We start from the raw sequence: 26,655 nt of genomic DNA, 5'->3' as shown, positions 1-26,655 counted from the left end.
CCGCCGAAGCTGTCCACATCGGGGGTCAAGCTGTGGACAACCGCTACCGATGCGCGCCCACGAGCACGTGCTCGATGCGGTCCGCCGCCGATGGCAGATCCGTCAGCAGCTCCACCTTGTCCGGCAGCCCCGATGGGTCCCAGCCCGGGCCGCAGGCGAACAGGCGGCTGCGCTGGCGGCCGCGGGACACCCTGGCGAACAGGCGGGTGTCGGCCACTCCGCGGCCGTTCGCCCACAGCACCACCGCCGCGGGCGCGCTGCGGCGTACCGCCACCGCCAGGACCTCCGCCGGCAGCGGCACGCCGAACAGCTGCGCACCGATCCTGCGGCCGGCCAGCGAGGCCGCCAGTGCGTACATCGGCATCGAGTCGCGCTCGTCGGGGACGCAGCCGAGGAGGACCGGGCGGGTGTTGCGCGGCTCGTCCAGCACCGGGGTCGCCCGGACCAGCGCCGCGAACACGCACTCCGCGAGCAGGTACTCGACCTCGGCGCCCGCGCTGGCGCCGCGCCAGCGCGCCCCGAGGGCCGACAGCACCGGCTCGATCACGCCCGCCCACGCCGGGAGGACGCCCAGTTCGGCGATGGTGTCGGCGAGCATCCGCTGCACCGCGCCGACGTCCATGGCCAGCGCCGCGGTGCTCAGCCGGCGGGCCAGGCGGGACCGGACTTCCAGGCCGTCGTCGGCGACCGAGGCCGCGGGGGGTTCACCCGGCTCGTCCGGCTGGGGCGGGCCGGAACGCGGGATCTGCTCGAGGGCGTAGCGCGCGGCCTCCGCCGTCGACGCGCCGCTGAGGAGCGCGCGCTGCATCAGTTCGAGGCGGCCGATGTCGGAGCTGCCGTAGCGGCGGTGGCGGCCGTCGGTGTGCCGGCTGGGGCCCAGTCCGTAGCGGCGGTCCCAGGTTCGGAGGGTGGACGGCGCGACCCCGAGCCGGCGGGCGACCGAGGCCACCGGCAGGGTGGGTTCATCGGTGCCCGACCCAGCTCCCACGAGGCTCAATATCCAGGCACCCAGCGCGGTCGGCAACCGGAGGCGAAAGCCCTGCTCACACATCCGGGGGATGCCTAACGGCTGAATCGAACCGAATCGCTTGAACAACTATTGGCGCGCTTCTAACGTTACGGCCGTTGCACCGAATGGAGTATCGGCACCACAGCAGAGCAGCTAGCGGCATCGACCGAATGACGGAGGCGGTCAGGATGGCAGACACGCGCAGGCTCCCAGGACCCAACGCCGACATGTGGGACTGGCAGCTCGAAGGGTCGTGCCGGGGGATGGACAGTGCGTCCTTCTTTCACCCGGACGGCGAGCGCGGCCCGGCGCGGGCACGACGGGAGGCCAGAGCGAAAGCCGTCTGCCTGAGCTGCCCGGTCTTGGAGATGTGCCGCAGCCACGCGCTGGCGGTGCACGAGCCGTACGGCATCTGGGGCGGGCTCTCGGAGTCCGAGCGGGAGCACATCATCAAGTCGGACAAACGCACACTCAGCATGTCGGGCGGCTGAGCGCACCACGGACATCGGAGGGCGGCACCGGGTGGGGTGCCGCCCTTCGTGCCGTCCGGGATCCGTCGCTTTCACGTGAAAGCGACGCTGAGGCGGACGAAAACGGGGCGGCACTCCCGGAGGAGTACCGCCCCGTTCCCGTCGATATCAGTGCGAGTGGCCGTGGCCCGCCGAGGCGGACTCTTCCTCGGCCGGCTTCTCGACGACCGACGACTCCGTCGTCAGCACGAGACGCGCGATCGAGGCGGCGTTCGCCACCGCGGACCGGGTCACCTTGACCGGGTCGACGATGCCGGCGGCCAGCAGGTCGGTGAGCTCGCCGGTGGCGGCGTTGAAGCCCTGGCCCCAGCCCTGCTCCTGGACCTTGTTGACGATGACCGCGCCCTCGTGGCCCGCGTTGGTCGCGATCCAGAACAGCGGGGCCACCAGCGCGTCCTTGACGATCCGGACGCCAGTGGCTTCGTCACCGGTCAGGCCGAGGCCGTCCTCGAGCTCCTTGACCGCGTGGACCAGCGCCGAACCGCCGCCGGGCAGGATGCCCTCCTCGACGGCCGCCTTGGTCGATGCCACGGCGTCCTCGATGCGGTGCTTGCGCTCGTTCAGCTCGGTCTCGGTGGCCGCGCCGACCTTGATGACCGCCACGCCGCCGCCGAGCTTCGCGAGCCGCTCCTGCAGCTTCTCGCGGTCCCAGTCGGAGTCCGTGGTTTCGATCTCCTTGCGGATCTGCGCGACCCGCCCGGAGATGGCGTCCTTGGAGCCGTCGCCGTCGACGATCGTGGTGTCGTCCTTGGTGACGACGATGCGGCGGGCCTTGCCCAGCGCGCCGAGGTCGACGTCGGACAGCTTGCGGCCGATCTCCGCGGAGATCACCTCGCCACCGGTGACGACCGCGAGGTCGTCCAGGAACGCCTTGCGGCGGTCGCCGAAGAACGGCGCCTTGACCGCGACGGCGGTGATCGTCTTGCGCAGCGAGTTCACCACGAGGGTGGACAGCGCTTCGCCGTCGACGTCCTCGGCGATGATCAGCAGCGGCTTCTTGGCCTCGACGACCTTCTCGAGCACCGGCAGCAGCTCGGCCAGCGACGAGACCTTCTCGCGGACGAGCAGGATGTAGGCGTCCTCGAGGATCGCCTTCTGCTCCTCCGGATTGGTCGCGAAGTGCGCCGAGAGGAAGCCCTTGTCGAACTGGACGCCCTCGGTGATCACCAGTTCGGTCGCCAGGGTCGACGACTCCTCGATGGTGATGACGCCGTCCTCGCCGACCTTCTCGACGGCTTCGCCGAGCAGGGCGCCGATGTTGGCGTCACGGGAGGTCACGGTGCCGACCTGGGCGATGTCCTTGCGGCCCTTGACCGGGGTGGCCTTGGCCTTGAGGACCTCGATGACCTTCTCCGCGGCGGCTTCGATGCCGCGGCCGATCGAGGTCGGGTTGGCACCGGCCGCGACGTTGCGCAGGCCGACCTTCACCAGCGACTGCGCGAGCACGGTCGCGGTGGTGGTGCCGTCCCCGGCGACGTCGTTGGTCTTGGTGGCGACGCTCTTGGCGAGCTGCGCGCCGAGGTTCTCGAACGGGTCGTCGAGCTCGATCTCACGCGCGACGGTGACACCGTCGAGGGTGATGGTCGGGCCGCCGAACTTCTTGTCGAGCACGACGTGACGACCGCGCGGGCCGAGGGTGACCTTGACGGCGTCGGCGAGCTTGTTCACCCCGCGCTCCAGCGCGCGACGAGCGTCCTCGTCGAAACTGATCTGCTTGGGCATAGCGTGTTCCGCTTACCTTTCGTTGAACGCAAGAACGCCCCGCTCCCCGGTCTTGCGGGGCCCGGGGCGTCATGCGCTGCGAGCGGACGTCAGTTGATGACGGCCAGCACGTCGCGGGCGGACAGGATGAGGTAGTCCTCGCCGTTGTACTTGACCTCGGTGCCGCCGTACTTGGAGTAGATGACGACGTCGCCGACGTTCACGTCCAGCGGGACGCGGTTGCCCTTGTCGTCGATCCGGCCCGGGCCCACGGCCAGAACCTTGCCCTCCTGGGGCTTCTCCTTGGCGGTGTCGGGGATGACGAGGCCGGAAGCGGTCGTCTCCTCGGCCTCACTCGTCTGGACAACGATCTTGTCCTCGAGCGGCTTGATGTTCACGCTCACCGGGTTGACCTCCACGGTCGTCGAAAGCGTTGGCAGGATGTGGTTACGGCTCTACCACCCCCGCCGTCGCGGGTGCCGGGGCTGTCGGGCCGTGCGATTAGCACTCTAGCCACGTGAGTGCCAGTCGTGCAAGGAGGGTCCACCAGAGGTGGACGAAAGCCCGCCGACCACCTGACCGGCTCTTTCACCACCGGGGAAACCATCTCACCGCCCAGCGGCATCCCACCGCGCGCCCCACCCGCGGACATCGACCTCCGGCACCGACTCCCCCACCTCGGCCAGCCCCAGCCGGGCCGCCGACCGCAGCTGCTCGTGCCGATCGGCCAGGGATGCGACCAGCTCGGCGGCCGCGATCTGCGCGGCGCCCCCGACGGGACCGTTCACCACGGCCACCTTCGCCAGCGCCTTCACCCGTTCCAGATCGCCCCCGGCCAACGCCTGCGCGAACCCGGGATGCGAAGCCACGGCCTCGGCGACCGGCTCCACGAGCACCGCCTCGCCCCGGGCGTTGGCCCGGTCCATGAGCTTGACGAACAGCTCGGCCGTCCGCAGCTGGCGTTCCAGCTCCGCGGAGGCACCGAGCCTCGCTTCTTCCCGACCTTTGAGGCGGTAGGTGACCACCGAGCTGACCACCGCGGACAGCACCGTCGACCCCAGAACCGCCGTGATGATCGTCACCCAGACCGGCATGGGAGCACTTCAGGGATCCACCGGACCGGCTCTACCCCGGGCGTGGGTTTCTGGTTAGGTTCTCACCTCTGGCACCTGCACCTTGGGGGTTCATGCCCATGTCCCGCCCCATCCCGAGAACGGCGGCCGCGGCCGCCGCCGTCGCCCTCCTCACCGGCCTCGCCTCCCCGGCCCACGCCGACACCACCAGCCAGCGCCAACGCGACTTCGCCGCGGCCGCGAGCGAGTTCGGTGTCCCGGAGAACATCCTCCTCGGCGTCTCTTACCTGGAGTCCCGCTGGGACGCCAACGCCGGCACGCCCAGCACCTCGGCCGGCTACGGCCCGATGCACCTCACCGACCTGCGCGAAGCCGGTGTCGCCGGAACTCACCACGACGAAGGCAGCGAAGACCCGCGCGGTGACGACGCCCGCCCGGCAAGGCACCCGCAGGCCGGCCCGGCCGCGCCGCCGCCCACGCTGCAGACCGTCGACGAGGCCGCGCAGCTGCTGCACACCGATGCGGGAACGCTGCGCTCCGACCCGGCCCAGAACATCCGCGGTGGCGCCGCCCTGCTCGCGAAGTACCACGCCGGCGGCGACTGGTACGACGCTGTCGCGCGCTACAGCGGCTCGGCCGACCAGGCCGCCGCGCGGACCTTCGCCGACGAGGTCTTCGAGACCGTAAAGGCCGGCATCGCCCGGACCACCGACGACGGCCAGCAGGTCACCCTGGGCGCGACGCCGGACCTGGTGGTCCCGCAGCACGCCGAGACCACGCCGGCGGACGTCGAGTGCCCGCGGCGGGTCACCTGCGAGTCGGTGCCGGCGCCCTACCAGGAGCTGCCGGGCAACGACTACGGCAACCACGACCTCGCGAACCGGCCGGAGAGCCAGAAGATCGACCACATCGTCATCCACGACACCGAGGGCTACTGGGCCAACGTCCTCGACCTCGCCCAGGACCCGACGTACGTGAGCTGGCACTACACCATCCGCTCGGCCGACGGCCTGATCGCGCAGCACGTGCCGACCAAGGACGTCGCCTGGCACGCGGGCAACTGGTACGTCAACGCGAAGTCGATCGGCATCGAGCACGAGGGCTTCGCCGCGAAGGGCACCTGGTACACCGAGGCCATGTACCGCTCGAGCGCGAAGCTCGTCGGCTACCTCGCGCGCAAGTACGGCATCCCGCTCGACCGCGCGCACATCATCGGCCACGACAACGTGCCGGGCACCGTCCCGTCGACGATCAAGGGCATGCACTGGGACCCGGGCCCTTACTGGGACTGGTCGCACTACTTCGACCTGCTGGGCGCGCCGCTCGGCGGGTTCGGCCTGCCCGGCTCGTCGCTGGTCACCATCGACCCGGCCTTCGCGAAGAACCAGCCCGCGTTCACCGGCTGCGACAGCCCGGGGACGCCGTGCACGCCGCGTGGCTCGGAGGCGGTCGTGCTGCACTCGGAACCGAGTGAGTCCGCGCCGCTGCTGAAGGACGCGGGCCTGCATCCCGACGGCTCGGCGTCCACGATGGACGTCGCCGACGTCGGCAGCCGCGTGGCCACCGGGCAGCAGTACTCCGTCGCCGAAGTCCGCGGTGACTGGACGGCGATCTGGTACCTCGGGCAGAAGGGCTGGTTCCACAACCCGCGCACCGCCCGGGTCGCGAAGCCCGCGATCGGCCGGGTCGTGACGCCGAAGCCCGGCCTCGCCTCGGTACCGGTGTACGGCCGCGCCTACCCGGAGCCGGAGGCCTACCCGGCGAACGTGACCGTCCAGGCCATCACGCCGTTGCCCTACACGCTGTCCGCCGGCCAGAAGTATTCGTCGGGCGGTGTGGTCGGGTCGGAGTACTACTGGGCGACCACCTTCGACGTGGCCGACCACGTGGTGGTCAAGGGCAAGCTGAAGTACGTCCAGATCCAGTTCGGGCACCGGATCGCCTTCGTCAAGGCGGACGACGTCCGGATCCTCCCGGCGTTCTGACGGCCGCGGGCGGAGGTCGCGCTCAGGCGTCGAGCGCGACCTTCACCCCGGTCGCCTGTTCGGTGTTGCGGCGCGTCTTCGCCCAGCCGTTGCGCCCGCGGACCAGCCGGAACAGCGCGCGCCACGACGTCACGTAGAACGTGTAGATGTAGGCCGCGTAAGCGAGGCCCATGCCCAGCCCGCGCAGGATGTTCTTGCTGCGCAGGCACTTCAGCTGGTAGATCGGGCCCCAGACGAGGAACGGCAGCAGCCCGAACGAGCCGTAGATGGCGAACAGGATCCAGGCACCGCCGGTGAACCACGTCCACATCTGCGCCGGGTCGCCCGCGGTGCCGGCCAGCAGCAGGACGAACGGGATCGGGTAGAGCAGCGAACCCAGCAGCTGCAGCCACGGCTGGGCCAGGTAGTACATCATCTCCGCCGCGCCGAGCGTGCTGACGTGCGGGGAGTCCCAGATCCGCCGCAGGTACCGGGCGCACTGCATGGTGCCCTGCCCCCACCGCGTGCGCTGCACGAGGAACCGCCGCAGGCTGTACAGACCCTCCTGCGACACGTGGGAATCCGGGGTGAACCCGGTCCGCCAGCCCGCGGTGAGCAGGTGGACGCCGAGCTCGAAGTCCTCCAGCAGCGACCCGCGCCACGGCTCGCCGGCGTCGCCCGCGATCGAGTCGAGCGCGGTGAGGCGGGTGAACTGGCCGTTGCCGCCCATCGAGATCGTGCCGGTGAACCCGCGCGAAGTCTGGATCGCCGCGATCGCCGTGCGGAACTCCAGGTCCTGCAGCTGCGCGAGCTTGAGGCCGAACCAGCGGCCGGCCGGGTTGCGCGAGGGCGGCGGCGTCCTCGCGTTGCCCATCCACACGTCGAGCTGGACCGCGCCGACCTCCGGGTCGCCGAAGAGGTGGTCCGCCGCGCAGACCTCCAGGCAGTTCGGCGCCGGGCGGCCGTCGGCGTCGACGACCACCACGACGACGTCATCACGGCTCGCGCCCGGGCCCATCCAGTCGTTCAGGGCGCGGTACGCCGCATTCAGCGCGTCCCCCTTGCCGGTCCGGGCTTCGGGGCGCACGCGCGGCACGAGGTGCAGGTACGGGTCGTAGCCGCCGTGACGGCGCCAGAGCATCCGGACGACGCGGGCGGTGCGGTCCTCCGAGTCGTCGTCGACGACCCAGACGTGCGCCCGGCGGAAGGTGGTGCGCAGGTAGCGGACGGTCTCGCGGATGACCGTCTGCTCGTCGCGGCACGGCACGAAGAAGTGCCAGGTGAAGCCGGCCGGGTCGCCGACCGGGCCGGGCTTGCGGCGCAGGTACGGCACCACGATCACCACGACGTAGACGAGGAACGCCACGCTCATGGTGAGCGCGAACGCCTGCGTGATCGCCAGCAGGACCTTGACGCTCATGCCTTCTTCTTTCGCGTGGCCAGCCAGACGAACAGGACGATCGAGACGGCCCCGCCGAACACGCTGACCATCGAGCCGAGCAGCGTGTGGCCCCAGTAGTAGCCCTCGTCGGTGCCGAAGCCGCGCACGAGCCCGACGATGGTGAGAATGCGCAGCTGATTCACCAGCACGACGACGAGTGCCGAAATGCCGAGCGAAAAGAACAGCCGTCGCGCATTCGACGGCCGGAAGTACAGCATGGCCATCGTCACAACGAGCAGCGGGAGCAAAAGGAACGCCGAAGAACATTCCGGCGTCATTCGCAACCCGAACGGCGTAGCGCTGGTCAACCCAAAGTAAACGGACTCCCGATCGGGTGCCACATAAACACCTGATGTAGTGAACAGGTCGAGGATCGCGCCGGCGAGCCGCACTTCCAGCTCGCGGTAGAGCCGCTCGGCCAGCACCACCGCGACCCCCGCGGCGGCCAGCGCAACCAGCGCCATGACCAGCGGAAACCGTGTCATTCCTGAATTCGGAGCGCTCGCTACCGCCACGACGTTCCTCTCGGTGTGGTTTTCCCGATCGAGTGGGGGACCCGGGCGAGCGTAGGACATGTGTGCCACGCATTTCCACCCGGAGGGATGGAAAGACCGCCCCAATCGGCTGATCCTTCGCGGAACTTGTTACGCCGTTCGAGTGATGTCGAACCGACCTGCGAAAACAATGCCGAGCCTTACCCGATCCGGTGATTCGGGAAATTTCGTGTGCTATTCCGGCCGCTCTTCGCGATAGTCGATCCGCGTGCCGAGTCCCAGGCAAGCCGGTTCGATCCGCGCCGCCGTCACGCACCCCCCGATAAATCCAGCGAATTCGGAGGACCACTTGATGAAGAGCTCCCTCGTGCGCCGTGGCGGGCTGCTCGCCGCGGTCGTGGCGAGCGTCGTGCTCGCCGGCGCGGCCCCCGCTTCGGCGGCTCCCGGCGACGGATCCGCGTACGGCGTCAAGGTCGACGTCAAACTGCTCGGCCAGGACGCGGTGAAGGCAGGCCCGTTCGCCGCCGCGAACACCGCCGGGCCGACGAGCAGCAGCCTGGCGAAGGTCGACCTGACCGGCATCCTCAAGGCCGGGGCGATCAACACCGAGGCCAAGCGCGACGAGAATTCCGGTGCGGCGACGGCGAAGGCGAGCACCGCCGACGTCGCACTGCCGCTGCTGAAGGCGGCCCTCGGCGACGTCGGCATCAAGCTCGTCGAAGCCGTCTGCACCGCGACGCAGAAGGGCGTCGAAGGCAGCACGAAACTGGTCGGCGCGAACCTCGGCAGCGTCGGCGCGGTCGACGCGGCCCCGGCCGCGAACACGCAGATCAAGGTCGGCCTCGGCGCGCTGAACGTCGCCACGATCACGCTGAACGAGCAGGTCAAGAACCCGGACGGCAGCCTCACGGTCAACGCCGTCCACGTGAAGCTGCTCGGCGAAGGGCTCAAGGCCCTCGGCTCGGGTGACGTGGTCGTGTCGTCGGCGACCTGCGGCCCGGCCGCGCCGCCGATGCCGCTGGCGTCCGGTGCGGGCCTGTGGATCGGGCTCGGGCTGCTCGGCGCCGTCGCGATGCCGGTCGGCACGCGCATCTTCCGCCGCCGTTCCGCGCAGGCCTGAGCGAGGTCCGGATGTACAAGATGCCGGGCGCCGGGGTCGGCGTGGCCGGTGGCGGGGTGGGCACCCTCGCCGCCACCGGCGCCGACATCGGGTGGTGGCTGGCCGTCGGCGTGCTCCTGGTCCTGCTCGGGACGATCGCGCTGGTCGCCGTCCACCGCCGCAACCGCCGCCTTTCCCGGGCGCGGTGACCGCGGGCCGCCGGCGTGTGCCCCTCGCACGCCGGCGGCCTCGAGGTGGGAATGACACAGCCTGGACACCGCCCGGACACCTGGCGCGTCGGGGGCGGGAAATCTGCTGGACACTGGACAACGTGGAGAAGGGGCGGCGCGGGGTGGAAGTGATGTTGCTGGCCGGTACGCGGCCGGAGGCGGTCAAGCTGGCGCCGCTGGCCCTGGCCCTGACGGCGCACCCGGCACTGCGCCCGGTCGTGGTCCACAGCGGCCAGCACCCGGGCATGGTCGAGCAGGCCCTGGAGCCGTTCGGCCTGGCGGTGGACGTGTGGCTGGACGTGCCACCGAGGGTCACCGGCGGCCAGGCCGAGCTGGTGGCGGGCTTGCTCCCGGCGCTGGACGAGACCCTGCGCCGCCACAGCCCGGCCGCACTCGTGGTCCAGGGCGACACGACGACAACGCTGGCGGGCGCGCTGGCCGCGTTCTGGCTGGGCATCCCGGTGGTCCACCTGGAGGCTGGCCTGCGCACCCACGACCTGGCGGCCCCGTTCCCGGAGGAGGGCGCCCGCCAGATGGTGTCCCGCATCGCGGCCCTGCACCTGGCCCCCACCCTGGGCGCGGCGGCGGCGTTGCGCTCGGAAGGCGTGGCGCGCCAACAGATAGCGGTAACGGGCAACACGGTGGTCGACGCGGTCCTGGAGATAGCGGCCCGCGACCTCCCGGCCCGCGACACGGCGCTGGCGTTGCTGGAGATGGAGCTGGCGGAGGCGGGCGAGCGCCTGGTGCTGGTGACATCGCATCGCCGCGAATCCTGGGGCGAGCCCCTGGAGCGCACCCTGGCGGCGGTCCAGCTGATCGTGGCCGAGCACCCGGACGTCCAGGTGCTGTTCCCGGCCCACCCGAACCCCCAGGTCCAGGCCCAGGTGAAGGCGGCACTGGCCGGCCTCCCCCGGGTAACGGTGACGGACCCCCTGGAGTACCCGGACCTGGTCCGCGCGTTGCGCCTGGCATCGCTGGTCCTGACGGATTCGGGCGGCATCCAGGAGGAGGCCCCCACATTCGGAACACCGGTGGTGGTGCTGCGAGACGTGACGGAGCGCGCGGAGGTGGTGGAGGCGGGCTGCGCATGGTTGGCGGGAACGGAAACAGAGCGCATCGCCAACCTGGCGGCAAGGTTACTGAGCGGAGAGCTACGCCCAGCCCAGATCGGAAACCCCTACGGCGAGGGAAACGCGGCAACCCTGGCGGTGGCGGCAATCGAGGAGCTACTGGGCGTACGAGCCCCGACGGTCAGTCCCGCAACGGCTTCGTAGCACGACACCTGCGCGGCTGGACCAGCCACTAAAGCGAAACCACATTCACCGGCAAAGCCGGATTGGCACTGAAATCAAGCGGCGTAGCAGGACGCTTCCCAGCCACCACATGAGCCCCCAACGCAGCAATCATCGCCCCATTGTCCGTACACAACCGCGGCCGGGGAACCCGCAGCTCAATCCCCGCCACAGCACACCGCTCCGCAGCCAGCTCCTTCAACCGCGAGTTAGCAGCAACACCACCGGAAATCACCATGGTGCCGATTCCCTGCTCCTTCGCAGCACGAACCGCCTTGGCCGTCAGCACATCGGCAACAGCCTCCTGGAACGAAGCCGCAACATCATCCACGGGAATCTCCTCCCCCCGCCGCGCAGCCCCTTCAACCCACCGAGCCACCGCAGTCTTCAACCCGGAGAAGGAAAAATCGAACGCCGCATCACGAGGCCCGGTCATCCCCCGCGGAAAAGCGATCGCCGAAGGATTCCCGTTCTTGGCCGCCTTGTCGATCGGCGGCCCACCCGGATAAGGCAGCCCGAGAACCCGGGCAACCTTGTCGTAAGCCTCCCCCGCAGCGTCGTCCACAGTGGACCCCAGCTCGGTGATCGACGACGCGATGTCGTCCACCCGAAGCAACTGCGTGTGCCCACCGGAAACCAGCAGCGCGAGACAAGGCGACGGCAACGGCCCATGCTGCAGCGTGTCCACAGCAATGTGCCCAGCAAGGTGGTTGACCCCGTACAACGGCACATCCAAGGCAGTCGCATACGCCTTGGCCGCCGACACGCCGACCAGCAGCGCACCCGCCAGCCCCGGCCCGGCCGTCACGGCAATGGCGTCCACATCAGACATGGACAAGCCCGCCGTGGCGAAGGCGCGGGAAGTGGTCGGAACCATCGCCTCGAGGTGCGCCCGGCTGGCCACCTCCGGCACCACCCCGCCGAACCGCGCGTGCTGCTCGACGCTCGAAGCGACCTCGTCCGCCAGCAGCTCGACGGTCCCGTCGTCGTGCAGCCGGACCAGCCCGACGCCGGTCTCGTCGCACGAGCTTTCGATACCCATGATGATGCGTGCCATCAGCCCGCCACCCCGTCTCGCGTCCGCGCCGGGCGGACCATCGTGTACGCGTCGGCGCCGGAAGGCTGGTAGTAGCGCTTCCGGATGCCGAGCCGTTCGAAGCCGTGGCGCTCGTACAGGGCGAGCGCGGTGGTGTTGTCCGTGCGGACCTCGAGGAAGACCGGCGCCTCGAACTCGTCGGCCCGCACCAGCAGGGCCCGCAGCAGCGCCGTGCCGATGCCCTGGCCCTGGTACTCGGGCGCGACGCCGATCGTGTGCACGGTCGCCTCGTACTCACCGCGCCGGCGCCCGACGACGGCCAGCCCGGCGTAGCCGAGCAGCTCGTCGCCCTCGTCCGGGCGGGCGGCGAGGTAGAAGTTGCCCGCGTCCAGCTCCGAGTGGAACGCGCGGGCGCTCCACGGGTCGTCGCCCGGGAACAGGATCTGCTCGATCTCCACGCACCGGGCGATGTCCATGCGGCGCAGGGGCCCGAGTCTCACGGGGCGGTCACCCGTTTCGGCGCGGCGGGCTCGACGGCGTCGGGACGACGCAGGTACAACGGCGTCAGCGGGGCCGGCGGAGCCGAAGCGAGCAACGCGCTCCCAGCCGCCTTCACCAGCCCGGCGGCCGACGGGAACCGCGGCTCGATCGGCTGGACGTCGAGCGCGGCGGCGTGGAGCAGCGCGCCGTCGCCGGCCGCCCGATTGACGTCGGTCTCGACGTCGGCCGGGCGCTGGACGTGCGGGCCGTCGGTGCGCCGGCCGTCGGCGTCGTAGGCGGCCCAGTAGACCTCACGGCGGCGGGCGTCGGTCATGACGAGGAAGGCGTCGCCGCCCGAGGTGACGTCCGCGGCCAGCGCGTCGAGGCTGCACACCGGGTACACCGGCAGCCCGAGGGCGTGCCCGAGCGCGGCGGCGGTGGCCATCCCGGCCCGCAGGCCGGTGAACGGCCCGGGGCCGACGCCGGCGACGATCGCGTCGAGGTCCTTGAGGGTCACGCCGGCGGCCTCGGCGGCGGCCAGCGCGTGCGGCGTGATCAGCTCGCCGTGGGCGCGGGGGTCGACGGTGACGCGGTCACCGCGCGTCTCGACCGAATCGCCGTCCAGCTCGACGACGCCGGCGGTCACCGCCGGGGTCGAGGTATCGATCGCCAGTACCAACACGGTGTCCCAGCCTACGACCAGCGTCTTCGGCCGCTTGCTGCAGGGGACGGATCCGCGCGGTAACGTGCTGATCGAGTCCGACACTGGGAGGTCCCCGCGGTGCCCGACCCGTTGTTCCCCACTCTCGTCGCCGGCGCCGCGAAAGAAGCCCTGCGCTTCGGCGACCACGCCCTGTCCTACGACCACCTCGCCGCCGTCGCCGGTGGGCTCGCCGCCGAGCTGCCGGCCGGCCGGGTCGCCGTGTGGGCGACGCCGACCGTGCACACGAGCGTCGCGGTCGTCGCCGCGCTGCTCGCCGGGGTGCCGGCGGTGCCGCTCAACCCCAAGATCGGCGAACGCGAGCTCGCGCACATCCTCGCCGACAGCGAACCGGCGCTCGTCCTGGCCGAACCGGGCGCCGAGCTGCCCGCCGGCCTGGCCGCGCTGCCCCGCCGGGACATCCCGCTGACCGGCGGGGAAGCGCCGATCCCGGCCGAGCCCGACCCGGAAAGCCCGGCGCTGATCGTCTACACCTCGGGCACCACCGGCCCGCCGAAGGGCGTCGTGCTCCCCCGCCGCGCGCTCGCGACCACGCTCGACGCCCTCGAGGACGCCTGGGCCTGGACCGCCGCCGACGTCCTGGTGCACGCCCTGCCCCTGTTCCACGTGCACGGCCTGATCCTCGGCATCCTCGGCCCGCTGCGCCGCGGTGGCTCGGTGCGGCACCTCGGCCGGTTCTCCACCGAGGGCGTCGCGCGGGAGCTGTCGGCCGGCGCGACCATGCTCTTCGGCGTGCCGACGATGTACCACCGCATCGCGGGCGAGGTGGACTCCGACACCGTGCTGGCCGACGCGCTCAAGCGGGCCCGGCTGCTCGTTTCCGGGTCGGCGGCGCTACCGGTGCACGACCACCAGCGGATCACCGCGGCGACCGGCCAGCAGGTCGTCGAGCGCTACGGCATGACCGAAACGCTGATGAACACGAGCGTCCGCGCCGACGGCGAGCGCAAGGCCGGCACGGTCGGCGTCCCGCTCCCAGGCGTCGAACTCAGGCTGGTCGGCGACGCCGGCGAGGTGATCGACGACGCCGAGACGGTCGGCGAGATCCAGGTCCGCGGCCCGAACCTGTTCACCGGGTACCTCAACCGGCCGGACGCGACCGCGGCCGCGTTCGACGACGGCTGGTTCCGCACCGGCGACATGGCCACCCGCGACACCGACGGGTACGTGAAGATCGTCGGGCGCAAGGCGACCGACCTGATCAAGAGCGGCGGCTACAAGATCGGCGCGGGCGAGATCGAGAACGCCCTGCTCGAACACCCGCGCGTCGCCGAGGCGGCCGTCACCGGCGAGCCGGACGACGACCTGGGCGAGCGGATCGTGGCGTGGATCGTGCCGTCCGGCGAGCCACCGGCCGCCGAGGAGCTCGCCGACCACGTGGCCAAGCTGCTGGCGCCGCACAAGCGCCCGCGGGTCGTCCGGTTCCTGGACGCGTTGCCGCGCAACGACATGGGCAAGGTCATGAAGCGGGCGCTCGGTGCCTAGGCTGCCGGCGCGCGAGGTCGTCGGCGCGATCGCTAACGGTTTCACGGAGTTCGCCACCCCGCTGCGCGAGGAGCCCGCCGACGGCCCGATCGGCTGGCCGGGCTACCGGGAAGCGCGTTCCGCCGCGGAACAACGCACCGGCGAGAAGGAGTCGGTCGTCTGCGGGACGGCGAAGATCGGCGACGTCGAAGCCGTGCTGATCGCCTTCGAATTCGGCTTCCTCGGCGGCTCGCTGGGCCAGCGGACCGGCGACCGGCTCGAGGCGGCGTTCGCGCACGCCCGCGACGCGCGGCTGCCGGTGGTGTCGCTGGTCGCGACCGGCGGCAGCCGCATGCAGCAGGGCATGCGGGCGCTGATGCAGCTGCAGCGGGTGGCGCGGGCGTCGGCGTTGACGCGGTCGGTGGGCATCCCGCAGATCGCGGTGCTGCGCGACCCGACGACCGGCGGCGGCTGGGCGACGCTCGGCGCGGGCGCCGACGTCGTCCTCGCGCTGCCGGAGGCGCAGGTCGGCTTCGCGGGCTCGCGGGTACGTCCGGAAGGCTCGCCGGAGGCCTACACCGCCGAGGCGAAGCTCGAATGGGGTCAGGTCGACGCCGTGGTGGCCCCGGCGGAACTCGGTGCGGCGCTGGAGCGGTGGCTGCGGCTGCTGACCGCGCGTTCGACGGCGGCGGCACCCCCGCCGTCCGCGTTGCGGGCCACCCCGCTGCCCGAGACGGGCTGGGAAGCGGTCCAGGCGGCGCGGTCACCATCACGAGCGCGGGCCGCGGAGTACCTCGACGCCTACTTCGGCTGGCGGGCGGACATCAGCGGCGACCGCGTCGGCGGCGCGGATCCCGGTGTTGCCTGCGGCTTCGGCTGGCGCGACGGCCGGACGATCGCGTACGCGGCCCAGTGCGGCACGCCGACGTTGCCCTCGGGCTTCCGGACGGCGGCGCGCCTGGTGCGGCTGGCGTCCCGCCTGGGCATCCCGGTGCTGACGCTGGTCGACACCCCGGGCGCGGCGAACGACGCGGCGGCCGAGCAGGCCGGCGCGGGCGGCGCGATCGCGGAGCTGTTCGAGGCGGTGGCCACGGCGTCGGTCCCGGTGACGACGCTGGTGATCGGCGAAGGCGGCTCGGGCGGCGCACTGGCGTTCGCGGCGGCGGGCTCGACGTGGGTGACGCCGGACGCGTACTTCTCGGTGACGTCCCCGGAGGCCGCGGCGGCGATCCTCAAGCGCCCGGCGGCGGAGGTGCCGGACATCGCCAACCAGCTGCACCTGCGGCCGCAGGACCTGGTCGACCTCGGCGTGGCCCGCGCGGTCGTGGGTGAGAAACAGCGTTAGAACCGGTTTCTCACCCACGAGGTCCGTGGTTGGATCTTGCGATGGGGTATCGACTCAACAGGCGAGCGGCGTTCGGTTTGGGAACCGCCGTCGCCGCTGGAAGCATGCTGGCCGGCTCTCCCGCGTTCGCGCAGGAAGCAGACATCGAGGCCAGCCCGGCCACACCGGACCGGGCCCGGCGGAAGGTGAAGCGCGTCTACGACACCGCGGCCGCCGAGGCGGGCGGTGTCTGGAACTCCTACGTCAGCGTGGCCGACGACGTGGCCGTGGACGTGGCGTCCGACGAGGTCGTCGAGGCGTACAGCGTCAACAAGGTGGCCGTCGCGGTCACCTTGATGGACAAGGTCGACCGTGGCCTGCTCACCCTGGACCAGCAGGTCCAGGTGCCGGCGAGCATCGTCGTGCCGGGTGGTGACGGCATCATCATCCTGGACGGGGCCTACCCGAGCTCGTTCACGCTGGGGCACGTCCTGTCGCTGTTCCTCACGGTTTCGGATGACACGTGCGTCCGGCTGGTGGGGCTCGTGGTCCCGGCGGCCGAGATCAACCAGATCCTGGTGGCCAAGGGCTTCCCCAGGACCCAGGTCACGCCGGTGGCCAACCCGAACCGCTACTTCCTCGGCCAGACCACTCCGCGCGAGACCCACGACCTGCTGAAGGCGCTGGTCGCGGGCACGTTGCTGAGCCCGGCGTCGACGGAGTACCTGCTGTCCATCCTGCGGTCGCAGGTGGCGTTCACCGACGGTGTCCGCCGGGAGATGTCGTCCGTCGACCGGGCGAGGATCGCCACGAAGGCGGGCTGGCTGAACGACGGCCGCAACGAGGCGGGGATCATGTTCGACGCCGCGGGCAAGCCGGTGCTGATCTACTCGATGTTCGCGCACGGTCAGGCGAACCCGGAGGACTTCGGGGCCACGCACCCGGTCCGGCAGGCCACCGCGAAGATGGGGCCGAAGTTCCTGCGCGCGGTCGACAAGATCGCGGGCGCCGGCGCCCGGGCGTTCCGGGCACCGGCCTACCAGCAGTACAACGGCGGCTGAGCGCAGCGACCTGGTGCGGCCCTACGCCCGCACCAGGTCCGGCGTGCGGTCGGCCCAGGTGCCGTGCGGCTCCAGCGTCACCTCGCGGACGTCGTCCTCACGGCGCTCCAGCCGGACGACCAGGTAGTCCTCCGACAGGCGTTCGGCCGAGCCCTCGCCCCACTCGACCACGATCGCCGAGCGCTCGAGGTCGGTGTCCAGGTCCAGGTCGTCCAGCTGGGAGAGGTCGCCGCCCAGGCGGTACGCGTCCACGTGCACCAGGGGCACGCCGGCCGCGCCGGCCGGGTGGACGCGGGCCAGGACGAACGTCGGGCTGCTCACCCGGCCGCCGACGCCGAGGCCGTCCGCGATGCCGCGGGTCAGCGTCGTCTTGCCCGCGCCGAGCGGCCCGGCCAGCAGGACCAGGTCACCCGCCCGCAGGGCGCGGCCGAGGGCCCGCCCGAAGTCCATGGTCTCTTCGGGTGTCGGAAACACCATGCTCAACGCGGCCACCACCAGTTTCGCCGGGACGAGGGATCGCCGTCCACACCGGAACAGCGTTGCAGGAGATCGATCAGATGGCTGTTCACCAGCTCGGGCTGCTCGAGCTGGACCATGTGGCCGGCGCCGCGGACGCGCACCAGCTCCGCGTCGGGCAGCTCGGCCGCGATCCGCTCGGCGTGCGCGAACGGCGTGAACCGGTCCGAATCGCCGCCGATGACCAGCACTTCCGCGTGCTTCAGACCGGCCAGGGCCGCGTAGCGGTTGTGGCTGCCGAGCGTGTCGATGAAGTTGACGAGCCCGCGCACCGGCGTCACTTCGAGCATTTCGAGCATGAAGTCGACCAGCCGCGGCGCGACGTCGCGGCTGCCGAACGCCAGCCGGCGCACGGCTTGGCGGGTCAGCTGGCCGCCCGCCGCGCGCACGAACTCCACCAGCCCCGGCTGCCAGCCGGCGAGGCCACCGGCGGCGCGCGTGAGCGGGTTGTACTTCGAGAGCAGCGAACGCGGCAACCCGCGTGCCCCGACTTCGCCCGCCGCGGTCGCGATGAAGGCGACGCCTTCCACCCGCTCTTCGAACAGCTGCGGGAATTCGGCGGCCAGCTCCATGATCACCATGCCGCCCATCGAGTGCCCCAGCAGCACGATGGGTCCTTCCGGCACCAGGGACCGCAGCACGGCGTCGAGGTCCCGCGCCAGCTGTTCGATGGTCGACGTCTCGGCCGAAGCCGCGCCGGACAGGCCGTGGCTGCGGTGGTCGTAGTACACCTGACGCACGCGGGGCAGCCGCAGGGACGCGAGGTCGCGGCGCTGGAAGTGCCAGCAGCGCCGCGAAAGCGCGAAGCCGTGCACCCCCACGACGGTCAGTTCCGGTTCGCCGCCGTCTTCCGGGTCGATCTCCTCGACCGAAAGCGGCGTGCCGTCCTCGGCCGCGACCGTCGAAGTGCGGTCCGGCTTCAGCTCCCCCAGCGGCTCGTCCACGTACGGATCCTCGGTGTGCCGCCGCTGCTGCCCGGCGACGGCGATGGCGGCGGCGGTTCCGGTGGCCAGGGCCCCGACCCCGCCGGCGATGGCCAGCAGTCGACGTGAAGGTGTCACTCGCCCGTCCCCAGATACCGGCGGCGCACGCGCGGGCGGTACATCGAGGTGACGATTTCGTAGTCGATGGTCCCCAGCTTGTCGGCCCACTCCCGGGCGGTCGGCTCGCCGTGCGTCCCGGCCCCGAACAGGACGACCTCGTCGCCGACGGCCGGTGTGTGGTCGCCGCAGTCGACCACCAGCTGGTCCATGCAGACCCGCCCGGCGACCGGCCGCCGCTGCCCGCCGAGGAGCACGTCCATGCGGCCGGACAGGGACCGCGGAACGCCGTCGGCGTACCCGGCCGGGACGAGCGCCAGGGTCGTGTCGCGCTCCGCCGTCCAGGTGTGCCCGTACGACACCGATTCCCCGGCCTCGATCCGCTTGACCAGCGCGACCGCCGACCGGAACGTCATGGCCGGGCGCAGGTCCTCGGCCTGCGGCACCGGGTTGAGCCCGTACATCGCGATGCCCGGCCGGACGACGTCGAAGTGCAGGTCGGGCCGGGTCAGCAGGGCCGCGGAGTTCGCCAGGTGGCGCAGCGGGTCGAGCCCGGCGGCGCGGGCCGTGTCGTAGGCCTCGGCGAAGCGTTTCGCCTGCAGGTCGGTCGCCGGGTGGTCCGGCTCGTCGGCGCACGCGAGGTGGGACCAGATCGCGACCACCTCGACCCGCGGTTCGGCGGCCGCCGCTTCGACCAGCTCGGCCCACGCGGCGGGCGGGCAGCCGTTGCGCGACAGCCCGGTGTCGATTTTGAGGTGCACACGAGCCGGAGTACCCGGTTTCGCGGCGGCCGCGATGCGGCGAAGCTCACCCAGCGAGCTGGCGGCGAGGTCGATGTCGTTTTCGACGCCCGCCGCGAAGTCGACGTCCGGGGTGTCCAGCCAGCTGAACAGCCGGGTCCCGATGCCGGCCTCGCGGAGGGCGAGGGCTTCGCCGAGAGAGCAGGTGCCGAGCCAGGACGCGCCGGCCTCGACCGCGGCGCGCGCCACCGGCAGCGCGCCGTGGCCGTAGGCATCGGCCTTCACCACGGCCATCACCTGGGCGCCGGGCGCGCGGGCACCCAGCAGGGTGAGGTTGTGGCGGATCGCGTCGAGGTCGATGTCGACCTGGGCGCGGGGGAAACTGGAAGACATAACGCCTCCCAGTTTCCCATGACCCGAGGTCAGGGCAGGCGCAGCCCGGACGTGGTGGAGAACACGTGCAGCGCGTCGGGGCGGATCCGCAGGTTGAGCGTGTCGCCCATGGCCGGCGGCGTGCGCGGGTCGACCCGGGCGACGACGTTCGACTTGTTGTCGGCCGCGTCGGTCTCGGCGAGCTTGCCGTAGACGTAGGCGTCCGAGCCGAGCTCCTCGACCAGCTCCACCTTGATCGGCAGGGTGCCTTCACCGGTGGCGACCTCGAGGGCCTCCGGCCGGAAGCCGAGGGTCACGGTGTCGCCGTCGGCCGCCGCGATGGTCTCGCGGGTCAGCGGCACGCGCGCGCCACCGACCTCGGCGCCGTCCGCCGTCAGCTTCGCGGTGACGAGGTTCATCGCCGGCGAGCCGATGAACCCGGCGACGAAAGCGTTTGCGGGCCGGTCGTACAGCGCGCGCGGGGTGTCGCACTGCATGAGCAGGCCGTCCGAGAGCACCGCGACGCGGTCCCCCATCGTCATGGCCTCGACCTGGTCGTGCGTGACGTACACCGTGGTGACGCCGAGGCGGCGCTGGAGCGCGGCGATCTGCGTACGCGTCGAGACACGCAGCTTCGCGTCGAGGTTCGACAGCGGCTCGTCCATCAGGAAGACCTGCGGCTCGCGGACGATCGCGCGGCCCATCGCGACGCGCTGGCGCTGACCACCGGAGAGCGCCTTCGGCTTGCGGTCGAGGTACTGCTCGATGTCGAGCAGCTTCGCGGCTTCCAGGACCTTCTGCTTGATCTCGGACGCGGGACGCCCGGCGATCTTCAGCGCGAAGCCCATGTTCTGCGCGACCGTCATGTGCGGGTACAGCGCGTAGTTCTGGAACACCATCGCGATGTCACGCGAGCGCGGCGGCAGCTGGGTGACGTCGCGGTCGCCGATCCAGACGGCACCGTCGTCGATGTCCTCGAGCCCGGCCAGCATGCGCAGGCTGGTCGACTTGCCGCAGCCGGACGGGCCGACCAGGACGAGGAACTCGCCGTCGGCGATCTCCAGGTCCAGTGCGTCGACCGCGGGCCGGTCCGAACCGGCGTAGCGCCGGGTCGCCTTGTCGTAGGTGATGGAAGCCATCGGTCAGTCCTCTCCGAGATTCCGCCGGACCCCGTAAGCCGCTTCGCGGGCTTCGAGGTGGCGCTGCTGGATCCGGTGGCCCTCGGCGCGCTGCGCCTCGGTCGGCTCGTCCAGCTCGAGCCGGAGTTTCCGGTGCTCCTGCCAGGACGGAGGTTCCGCACTGGAAGCCAGGGCCCACGCCGCCTGCCGCGCCGCGCCGAGCGCGACGTACTCGGCGACTTCGGGCAGCTGCACGGGCACGCCGAAGACCAGCGGCGCGACCGCGCGGACGGCCCGCGACTGCGCGCCCCCGCCGATCAGCAGCACGCGCTGGACGTCGAGGCCGTGCGCGCGCACCGCGTCGAGGCCGGCGGCCAAGCCGCAGAGCATGCCTTCGACGGCGCTGCGCGCGAGGTTCTCCGGGGTCATGTTGTCCCTGGTCAGCCCGGCCAGCGAGCCGGTGGCGCCGGGCAGGTTCGGGGTGCGCTCGCCGTCCAGGTACGGCAGGAACGTCAGCCCGCCGGCGCCCGGCTCGGCGGTCAGCGCGAGGCGGTCGAACTCGCTGAGCGTCGCGCCGAGCATCGCGGCCGTCGCGGTGAGGACGCGGGCGGCGTTGAGGGTGCAGGCGAGCGGGAGGAAGCGGCCGGTGGCGTCGGCGAACCCGGCGACCTCGCCGCTGGCGTCGGCCGCGCCGGTCCCCGCGACGCCGAACACGGTGCCGCTGGTGCCGAGCGAGACGACGGCGTCACCCGGCTTGAGTTCCAGCCCGAGCGCGGCGGCCATGTTGTCGCCGGTGCCGGCCGAGACGAGCAGGCCGTCCGGGGTGTGGCCGGCCGCGTCGGCCGGGCCGAGCACGGTGGGCAGCGCCGGCGTCCGGCCGCCGAAGGCGTGGCTCAGGACGTCGAGGCGGTAGGCGTTGTCGGTCGGCGAGAAGTAGCCGGTGCCGGACGCGTCGCCGCGGTCGGTGACCGGGTCGCCGCCGGTGAGTTTCCAGGTCAGCCAGTCGTGCGGGAGCAGCACGCGGGCGACGCGGTCGGCGAGCTTCGGCTCGTGCTCGGCCAGCCAGCGCAGCTTCGTGACGGTGAAGCTGGCGACCGGTACCGAGCCGACCGACTTCGCCCAGGTCGACGGGCCGCCGAGCTCCTCGATGAGGTCGAGCGCCGCCTGCGCGGAACGCGTGTCGTTCCAGAGCAGCGCGGGCCGGACCACGTCGTTGTTTTCGTCCAGCGTGACCATGCCGTGCTGCTGCCCGCCGACGCCGATGGCCTTGACGCCGTCGAGCAGGCCGTTGGTGGCCTCCTGGAAGGCGTCCCACCAGGCGGCGGGGGCGACCTCGGTGCCGTCGGGGTGCGGCGCGCGGCCGGTGCGGACGATTTCGCCGGTTTCGGCGTCGCACACGACGACCTTGGTCGACTGCGTGGACGAGTCGATCCCGGCAACCAGTTCAGCTGTCATAGGGCTGCCCCTCTGCGACGTGTTCGACGATCTCGATCGCGGTGCCGGCGTTGAGCGCGGCCTCGATCTCTTCGGTGGGCGTGGCTTGGCCCGTGATCAGCAGGTCGTAGTCGCCGACGTCGCCGTGCGCGTAGGTGGCGGTGCGGCCGAACTTCGAGTGGTCGGCGACGAGGACGTTGTGGTTCGCGACCTTGAGCGCGGCCTTCTTGAGCTCGGCGTAGTCGCGGTCGGGGTGGAAGAGGCGCCCGACGGCGACCGCGGTCACCGAGACGAACGAGACGTCGGCGCGGATGCTGTCGAGCAGGTTGAGCACCTCGGGGCCGGCGCAGGAGTCGTACTCGTGGCTGTAGCGGCCGCCGGCGAGTACGACGTCGACCTCCGGCCCGAGCAGCCGGGCGGCGTGCAGCGAGTTGGTGACGACGGTGAGGGCGTCGATCTCGGCGAGCCGCCGGACCAGCGGGAGGAGGGTGGTCGAGTCGTCGACGAAGACGGTCTGGCCGGGCTGGACGTGGTTCGCCGCGGCCTGGCCGAGTGCTTCCTTCTCACCGTGGTGGAGGGTGTCGCGGAAGCGGGCGGCGCTCTCGATGGTCAGCGCCGGGTAGGCCTCGACCTTGCCGCGCAGCTTGCGCAGGAGCCGGCGTTCGGCGAGGTCGTCGAGGTCGCGGTGGATGGTCATCAGGCTGACCTTGAACTTCGACGTCAGGTCGTCGATCCGGGCCTCGCCCTGCTCGATGACGTGGTCGAGGATGTCCTGCCGCCGCTGCTCGACGACGGCATCGGACGGCCGGGTCTTCCGGTCTCCGGGTACTGTGCCGCCGCTCACACGGCATTCTTACCAGATTTATCCCGCGAAGTTAACAGAGAACTCGATAAGACTTCTCAGGACGTTAGCGAGCGGATCGCCCGGATGGCCTCCGGGATCGCGTGGACCAGGCCGGACGCCGACGTGGGGGCGTTCTGCGCGGCGATCGCACCCGCCAGGGCGTGGACGTGGGCCGCGGCGGCGGCCGCCAGCCAGGGGTCCAAACCCGCCGCCAGCAGCGCGCCGACCAGGCCCGACAGGACGTCACCGGATCCGGCCGTCGCCAGCCAGGCACCGCGCGGGGTGTTGACCGCGACCCGGCCGTCCGGGGCCGCGATCACCGTGCAGTGGCCCTTCAGCAGCACCACCGCGTCGTACTTTTTCGCCGCTTCGCGGGCCGCCGTCACGCGGTCCGGGCCGGGCTTGCGGCCCATCAGGCGTTCGTACTCGCCCGCGTGCGGGGTCAGGACCAGGGGCGTATCCGGGTCGCGGGCGTCGAGGTTGTCCGGGGACTTGGCGATGATCGTCGTCGCGTCGGCGTCGGCGCAGACCGGGACGCCCTGGCCGAGGACGTACCGCAGCACGTCCCGGCCTTCCGAGCCGGTGCCGATGCCGGGGCCGACCGCCCACGCCTGGACGCGCCCGGCGTCCGCGACCGTGCCGGTCGCGATGATCTCCGGCCACTGCCCGCGGACGACGTCGGCCGCGTGCCCCGCGTAGCGCACCAGACCGGAGGTCGCGCGGACCGCCGAGCCGGCGGCGAGCACCGCCGCGCCCGGGTAGGTCGCCGAGCCGGCCGCGATGCCGACCACGCCCTGGCTGTACTTGTCGTCCTCCGGGCCCGGGACCGGCCAGGCCGCGGCGACGTCGACGATGTCGAGGCGCTGCAGGTCGGGTTCCGCCAGTTCGAGGCCGATGTCGACCAGCACGACTTCGCCGCAGCGGGTGGGCGCGAGCGCGTGTACCGGTTTGAGGGCGCCGAACGTGACGGTTTTGGCGGCCTGCACCGCGGGACCGTCGACCGCGCCGGTGTCCGGGTCGACGCCGCTGGGCAGGTCGACCGCGACGATCGGGGCCTCGACCAGCTCGACGAGCCGGGCCGCGTCGGGGCGCAGCGGGCCGCTTCCGGAAATCCCGACGATCCCGTCGACGACGACATCCGCTTTCGCGATCCACTGTGGACCGTCCGCGGCGGACACCGCGCGGCCACCGGCTCGCTTGAGCGCCCGGAGACCTCGTGCGTGGGCCTTCGCGGGGTTGAGCAGGACCGCCGTCACCGCGACCCCGCGGCGGCGCAGGAAGGCACCGGCCCACAGGGCGTCACCGCCGTTGTCGCCCGAGCCGACCAGCAGGACGACCCGGCGGCCGGACACGCCGCCGACGTGGTCTTCGAGGAAGTCCGCGAGCTGCACCGCGAGCCCGAAGGACGCGCGGCGCATCAGCTCGCCGTCGGGCGTGACGGCGAACGCCCGCCCCTCCGCCTCGCGAATCCGTTCCGTGGTCCAGATTCCTTGCACGGCGGGGCCTCCCGCTTATTCGACGGTGACGGACTTCGCCAGGTTACGCGGCTTGTCGACGTCGTACCCGCGGGCGCGGGCGATCTCCGCGGCCAGCACCTGCAGCGGCACCGTGGACACCAGCGGCTGCAGCAGCGTCGGCACCGCGGGGACCTCGATGAGCTCGTCGGCGAACGGCCGAACCGTCTCGTCGCCCTCTTCGGCGATCACGATCGTGCGGGCGCCGCGGGCCTGGATCTCGCTGATGTTCGACACGAGCTTCGAGTGCAGCACCGCGCGGCCCTTGGGCGAAGGCATCACGACGACGACCGGCAGGCCCTCTTCGATCAGCGCGATCGGGCCGTGCTTGAGCTCGCCGGCCGCGAAGCCCTCGGCGTGCATGTACGCGAGTTCCTTGAGCTTCAGCGCGCCTTCGAGGGCGACCGGGAAGCCGACGTGGCGGCCGAGGAACAGGATCGCCTTCGAGTCGGCGATCCGGCGGCCGAGGTCCCGGACCTGCTCCACAGTGGACAGTACCTTCTGGACGGCCGCGGGCATGGCCTCCAGCTCGGCGAACTCGCGGGCGACCTCGTCCGGGTACTTCGTGCCGCGGGCCTGCGCCAGCGCCAGGCCGACCAGGTAGTTGGCCGCGATCTGGGCGAGGAACGCCTTGGTCGAGGCGACGCCGATCTCCGGCCCGGCGTGCGTGTACAGCACGGCGTCGGACTCGCGCGGGATCTGCGCGCCGTTGGTGTTGCAGACGGCCAGGACGCGCGCCTTCTGCTCGCGGGCGTGCCGGACGGCTTCGAGCGTGTCCGCCGTCTCGCCGGACTGGCTCACGGCGACGACGAGCGTGTCGCGGTCGAGGACGGGGTCGCGGTAGCGGAACTCGCTCGCCAGCTCGACCTCGACCGGCAGCCGCGTCCAGTGCTCGATGGCGTACTTGGCGACCAGGCCGGAGTGGTAGGCCGACCCGCAGGCGACGACGAAGACCTTGTCGACGTCACGGAGGTCCTGGTCGGAGATGCGCTGCTCGTCGAGGATGATCCGGCCGGACTCGAAGTGCCCGCGCAGCGTGTTGGCCAGCGCCTCGGGCTGCTCCTCGATCTCCTTGAGCATGAAGTACTCGTGGCCGCCCTTCTCGGCGGCGCTCAGGTCCCAGTCGACGGTGAACGGCTTGGCCTGGGCGGCGTCGCCGTGGAAGTCCAGGACTTCGTAGCCCTCGCGGGTGATCACGACGAGCTGGTCCTGGCCGAGCTCGACGGCCTCGCGGGTGTGCTCGATGAACGCGGCGACGTCGGACGCGACGAAGTGCTCGCCCTCCCCGACCCCGACGACCAGCGGCGACGACCGGCGCGCGGCCACGATCGTGTCCGGGTGGTCGGCGTGCGTCACGACCAGCGTGAACGCGCCTTCGAGGCGGCGGCAGACCGAGGCGACGCTGGCGGTGAAGTCACCCTTGGTGTCGCCCTCGGTGTACGTGCGGGCGATGAGGTGGGCCGCGGTCTCGCTGTCGGTGTCGCTGGCCATCTCGACGCCGTCGGCCTCGAGCTCGGCGCGGAGGGCGGCGAAGTTCTCGATGATGCCGTTGTGCACGACGGCGACGCGCTGCGAGGCGTCGCGGTGCGGGTGCGAGTTGCGGTCGATCGGCGCACCGTGGGTGGCCCAGCGGGTGTGCCCCATGCCGGCGGTGCCGCCGAAGTGCTCCCGGCCGACCTCGTCGAGCCGGCCTTCCAGGTTCGCCAGCCGGCCCGCCTTGCGCTCGACGGTCAGCGCACCGGCGCCGTCGAGGACCGCGACACCGGCCGAGTCGTAACCGCGGTACTCCATGCGCCGGAGCCCGCCGAGGACGACGTCCAGAGCCGGGCGGTGCCCGACATATCCCACGATTCCACACACGCACACCAGCCTAACGAGGGACATTCAGCGGGTTGACGGGGTCCGCAAACCCCCTCCCACCTGCACGAATACCCGCCCGAGTGGTTCAAACCAATACAACGAACCCGGAGGCTCGGTTCGCGTACCCGGGAGGTCGGTTCGCGTATCCGGATGGTCGGTTCGCGTACCTGGAGGGTCGCTCGGGCGCCCGAAACTGTCGGTGCCTGCCGGTAGCGTGGAAAACGGGGGGCGCCCCCGCGGGCGGATCACCGGGCACGCCAACCGACCATCCGCGTACGCGAGCCGACCGTTGAGGCAC

The 26,655-nt window shown here is 71.7% G+C and carries 25 protein-coding genes; 8 read left to right on the top strand and 17 right to left on the bottom strand.

Annotated elements, in window-relative coordinates:
• Positions 1-43 precede the first annotated feature (43 nt).
• The gene (locus C2L59_RS32480) at positions 44-949 is read right to left on the bottom strand and encodes a MerR family transcriptional regulator (protein ID WP_370444804.1); all 906 of its coding nucleotides are present in this window, start codon (positions 947-949) and stop codon (positions 44-46) included.
• 230 nt (positions 950-1,179) lie between these two features.
• Here C2L59_RS32480 and C2L59_RS32475 point away from each other — a divergent pair, with 230 nt between their 5' ends.
• Positions 1,180-1,500 (top strand): WhiB family transcriptional regulator, encoded by a 321-nt coding sequence (locus C2L59_RS32475; RefSeq protein ID WP_103353356.1) that lies wholly within the window; start codon positions 1,180-1,182, stop codon positions 1,498-1,500.
• A 147-nt stretch (positions 1,501-1,647) separates the two neighbouring features.
• Here the strand turns inward: C2L59_RS32475 and groL are convergent, their stop codons facing one another.
• From groL to C2L59_RS32460, 3 genes are all read right to left on the bottom strand, one after another.
• Positions 1,648-3,261 carry a chaperonin GroEL gene (gene groL / locus C2L59_RS32470; protein WP_103353355.1) on the bottom strand — a complete coding sequence of 538 codons (1,614 nt, stop codon included), beginning with the start codon at positions 3,259-3,261 and terminating at the stop codon, positions 1,648-1,650.
• A gap of 89 nt (positions 3,262-3,350) precedes the next feature.
• Positions 3,351-3,644 carry a co-chaperone GroES gene (gene groES / locus C2L59_RS32465; protein ID WP_004559922.1) on the bottom strand — a complete coding sequence of 98 codons (294 nt, stop codon included), beginning with the start codon at positions 3,642-3,644 and terminating at the stop codon, positions 3,351-3,353.
• A 204-nt stretch (positions 3,645-3,848) separates the two neighbouring features.
• The gene (locus C2L59_RS32460) at positions 3,849-4,334 is read right to left on the bottom strand and encodes a hypothetical protein (RefSeq protein ID WP_103353354.1); all 486 of its coding nucleotides are present in this window, start codon (positions 4,332-4,334) and stop codon (positions 3,849-3,851) included.
• 98 nt (positions 4,335-4,432) lie between these two features.
• Between C2L59_RS32460 and C2L59_RS32455 the strand changes: the two genes are divergently transcribed.
• Complete coding sequence (locus C2L59_RS32455; protein WP_103353353.1) at positions 4,433-6,298, top strand: N-acetylmuramoyl-L-alanine amidase; 1,866 nt, start codon at positions 4,433-4,435, stop codon at positions 6,296-6,298.
• Between the two features lie 22 nt (positions 6,299-6,320).
• Here the strand turns inward: C2L59_RS32455 and C2L59_RS32450 are convergent, their stop codons facing one another.
• Together C2L59_RS32450 and xrtP are read right to left on the bottom strand one after the other, a co-directional pair.
• On the bottom strand, positions 6,321-7,697 hold the full coding sequence (locus tag C2L59_RS32450; RefSeq protein WP_103353352.1) for a glycosyltransferase family 2 protein: 1,377 nt from the start codon (positions 7,695-7,697) through the stop codon (positions 6,321-6,323).
• Positions 7,694-8,182, bottom strand: coding sequence for an exosortase P (xrtP, locus tag C2L59_RS32445; protein ID WP_103353399.1), 489 nt, complete (start codon positions 8,180-8,182; stop codon positions 7,694-7,696). The genes C2L59_RS32450 and xrtP overlap by 4 nt, the downstream gene beginning before the upstream one ends.
• A 382-nt stretch (positions 8,183-8,564) precedes the next feature.
• Here xrtP and C2L59_RS32440 point away from each other — a divergent pair, with 382 nt between their 5' ends.
• The 3 genes from C2L59_RS32440 to wecB all read left to right on the top strand — a co-directional run bounded on the left by C2L59_RS32440 (position 8,565) and on the right by wecB (position 10,815).
• A complete protein-coding gene (locus C2L59_RS32440) occupies positions 8,565-9,332 on the top strand; it encodes a choice-of-anchor P family protein (protein WP_103353351.1) in 768 nt (255 codons plus the stop codon).
• A gap of 11 nt (positions 9,333-9,343) precedes the next feature.
• Positions 9,344-9,520 (top strand): LPXTG cell wall anchor domain-containing protein, encoded by a 177-nt coding sequence (locus C2L59_RS32435; protein WP_103353350.1) that lies wholly within the window; start codon positions 9,344-9,346, stop codon positions 9,518-9,520.
• 143 nt (positions 9,521-9,663) lie between these two features.
• Entirely contained in the window at positions 9,664-10,815 is a 1,152-nt protein-coding gene (gene wecB, locus C2L59_RS32430; protein ID WP_103353398.1) for a non-hydrolyzing UDP-N-acetylglucosamine 2-epimerase, read from the top strand.
• A gap of 28 nt (positions 10,816-10,843) precedes the next feature.
• Here the strand turns inward: wecB and tsaD are convergent, their stop codons facing one another.
• The 3 genes from tsaD to tsaB are packed head-to-tail and all read right to left on the bottom strand — an operon-like array spanning position 10,844 to position 13,031.
• Entirely contained in the window at positions 10,844-11,890 is a 1,047-nt protein-coding gene (gene tsaD, locus C2L59_RS32425; RefSeq protein ID WP_103353349.1) for a tRNA (adenosine(37)-N6)-threonylcarbamoyltransferase complex transferase subunit TsaD, read from the bottom strand.
• The gene (rimI, locus tag C2L59_RS32420) at positions 11,890-12,369 is read right to left on the bottom strand and encodes a ribosomal protein S18-alanine N-acetyltransferase (RefSeq protein ID WP_103353348.1); all 480 of its coding nucleotides are present in this window, start codon (positions 12,367-12,369) and stop codon (positions 11,890-11,892) included. The genes tsaD and rimI overlap by 1 nt, the downstream gene beginning before the upstream one ends.
• Positions 12,366-13,031: a tRNA (adenosine(37)-N6)-threonylcarbamoyltransferase complex dimerization subunit type 1 TsaB gene (gene tsaB / locus C2L59_RS32415; RefSeq protein ID WP_103353397.1), complete on the bottom strand. Its 666-nt coding sequence runs from the start codon at positions 13,029-13,031 to the stop codon at positions 12,366-12,368. Before tsaB ends, rimI begins: the two co-directional genes overlap by 4 nt.
• Positions 13,032-13,130: 99 nt before the next feature.
• On the opposite strand from tsaB, the gene C2L59_RS32410 reads away from it, so the two are divergent.
• The 3 genes from C2L59_RS32410 to C2L59_RS32400 all read left to right on the top strand — a co-directional run bounded on the left by C2L59_RS32410 (position 13,131) and on the right by C2L59_RS32400 (position 16,919).
• Entirely contained in the window at positions 13,131-14,555 is a 1,425-nt protein-coding gene (locus C2L59_RS32410; RefSeq protein WP_103353347.1) for an acyl-CoA synthetase, read from the top strand.
• Entirely contained in the window at positions 14,548-15,879 is a 1,332-nt protein-coding gene (locus tag C2L59_RS32405; RefSeq protein ID WP_103353346.1) for a carboxyl transferase domain-containing protein, read from the top strand. The genes C2L59_RS32410 and C2L59_RS32405 overlap by 8 nt, the downstream gene beginning before the upstream one ends.
• A gap of 77 nt (positions 15,880-15,956) precedes the next feature.
• Complete coding sequence (locus tag C2L59_RS32400; RefSeq protein WP_103353345.1) at positions 15,957-16,919, top strand: serine hydrolase; 963 nt, start codon at positions 15,957-15,959, stop codon at positions 16,917-16,919.
• 21 nt (positions 16,920-16,940) lie between these two features.
• On the opposite strand, the gene tsaE is transcribed toward C2L59_RS32400, so the two are convergent.
• The 8 genes from tsaE to glmS are packed head-to-tail and all read right to left on the bottom strand — an operon-like array spanning position 16,941 to position 26,357.
• Complete coding sequence (gene tsaE, locus C2L59_RS32395) at positions 16,941-17,402, bottom strand: tRNA (adenosine(37)-N6)-threonylcarbamoyltransferase complex ATPase subunit type 1 TsaE (RefSeq protein WP_199199364.1); 462 nt, start codon at positions 17,400-17,402, stop codon at positions 16,941-16,943.
• Positions 17,399-18,496, bottom strand: coding sequence for an alpha/beta fold hydrolase (locus C2L59_RS32390; RefSeq protein ID WP_199199363.1), 1,098 nt, complete (start codon positions 18,494-18,496; stop codon positions 17,399-17,401). The genes tsaE and C2L59_RS32390 overlap by 4 nt, the downstream gene beginning before the upstream one ends.
• Complete coding sequence (gene alr, locus C2L59_RS32385) at positions 18,493-19,608, bottom strand: alanine racemase (protein WP_103353343.1); 1,116 nt, start codon at positions 19,606-19,608, stop codon at positions 18,493-18,495. The genes C2L59_RS32390 and alr overlap by 4 nt, the downstream gene beginning before the upstream one ends.
• Before the next feature lie 29 nt (positions 19,609-19,637).
• Entirely contained in the window at positions 19,638-20,726 is a 1,089-nt protein-coding gene (locus C2L59_RS32380; RefSeq protein ID WP_103353342.1) for an ABC transporter ATP-binding protein, read from the bottom strand.
• Positions 20,727-20,729: 3 nt separating this feature from the next.
• Positions 20,730-22,160, bottom strand: coding sequence for a xylulokinase (gene xylB / locus C2L59_RS32375; RefSeq protein ID WP_103353341.1), 1,431 nt, complete (start codon positions 22,158-22,160; stop codon positions 20,730-20,732).
• Positions 22,150-22,983 (bottom strand): DeoR/GlpR family DNA-binding transcription regulator, encoded by an 834-nt coding sequence (locus C2L59_RS32370; RefSeq protein WP_103353340.1) that lies wholly within the window; start codon positions 22,981-22,983, stop codon positions 22,150-22,152. Before C2L59_RS32370 ends, xylB begins: the two co-directional genes overlap by 11 nt.
• 56 nt (positions 22,984-23,039) lie before the next feature.
• Positions 23,040-24,479 carry an NAD(P)H-hydrate dehydratase gene (locus C2L59_RS32365; protein WP_103353339.1) on the bottom strand — a complete coding sequence of 480 codons (1,440 nt, stop codon included), beginning with the start codon at positions 24,477-24,479 and terminating at the stop codon, positions 23,040-23,042.
• A gap of 15 nt (positions 24,480-24,494) precedes the next feature.
• Positions 24,495-26,357 carry a glutamine--fructose-6-phosphate transaminase (isomerizing) gene (gene glmS / locus C2L59_RS32360; RefSeq protein ID WP_103353395.1) on the bottom strand — a complete coding sequence of 621 codons (1,863 nt, stop codon included), beginning with the start codon at positions 26,355-26,357 and terminating at the stop codon, positions 24,495-24,497.
• Between the last annotated feature and the right edge of the window lie 298 nt (positions 26,358-26,655).

The organism is Amycolatopsis sp. CA-128772, from assembly GCF_002904295.1.
GTDB lineage: Bacteria > Actinomycetota > Actinomycetes > Mycobacteriales > Pseudonocardiaceae > Amycolatopsis.
This window is presented reverse-complemented; position numbering and strand designations above follow the sequence as displayed.

Excerpts from the sequence above, each read along its gene's own strand:
- C2L59_RS32475 (WP_103353356.1), top strand. The coding sequence starts at position 1,180 with ATGACGGAGGCGGTCAGGATGGCAGACACGCGCAGGCTCCCAGGACCC.
- groL (WP_103353355.1), bottom strand. The coding sequence starts at position 3,261 with ATGCCCAAGCAGATCAGTTTCGACGAGGACGCTCGTCGCGCGCTGGAG.
- C2L59_RS32460 (WP_103353354.1), bottom strand. The coding sequence starts at position 4,334 with ATGCCGGTCTGGGTGACGATCATCACGGCGGTTCTGGGGTCGACGGTG.
- C2L59_RS32455 (WP_103353353.1), top strand. The coding sequence starts at position 4,433 with ATGTCCCGCCCCATCCCGAGAACGGCGGCCGCGGCCGCCGCCGTCGCC.
- C2L59_RS32450 (WP_103353352.1), bottom strand. The coding sequence starts at position 7,697 with ATGAGCGTCAAGGTCCTGCTGGCGATCACGCAGGCGTTCGCGCTCACC.
- xrtP (WP_103353399.1), bottom strand. The coding sequence starts at position 8,182 with ATGGCGCTGGTTGCGCTGGCCGCCGCGGGGGTCGCGGTGGTGCTGGCC.
- C2L59_RS32440 (WP_103353351.1), top strand. The coding sequence starts at position 8,565 with ATGAAGAGCTCCCTCGTGCGCCGTGGCGGGCTGCTCGCCGCGGTCGTG.
- C2L59_RS32435 (WP_103353350.1), top strand. The coding sequence starts at position 9,344 with ATGTACAAGATGCCGGGCGCCGGGGTCGGCGTGGCCGGTGGCGGGGTG.
- tsaD (WP_103353349.1), bottom strand. The coding sequence starts at position 11,890 with ATGGCACGCATCATCATGGGTATCGAAAGCTCGTGCGACGAGACCGGC.
- alr (WP_103353343.1), bottom strand. The coding sequence starts at position 19,608 with ATGTCTTCCAGTTTCCCCCGCGCCCAGGTCGACATCGACCTCGACGCG.
- C2L59_RS32380 (WP_103353342.1), bottom strand. The coding sequence starts at position 20,726 with ATGGCTTCCATCACCTACGACAAGGCGACCCGGCGCTACGCCGGTTCG.
- xylB (WP_103353341.1), bottom strand. The coding sequence starts at position 22,160 with ATGACAGCTGAACTGGTTGCCGGGATCGACTCGTCCACGCAGTCGACC.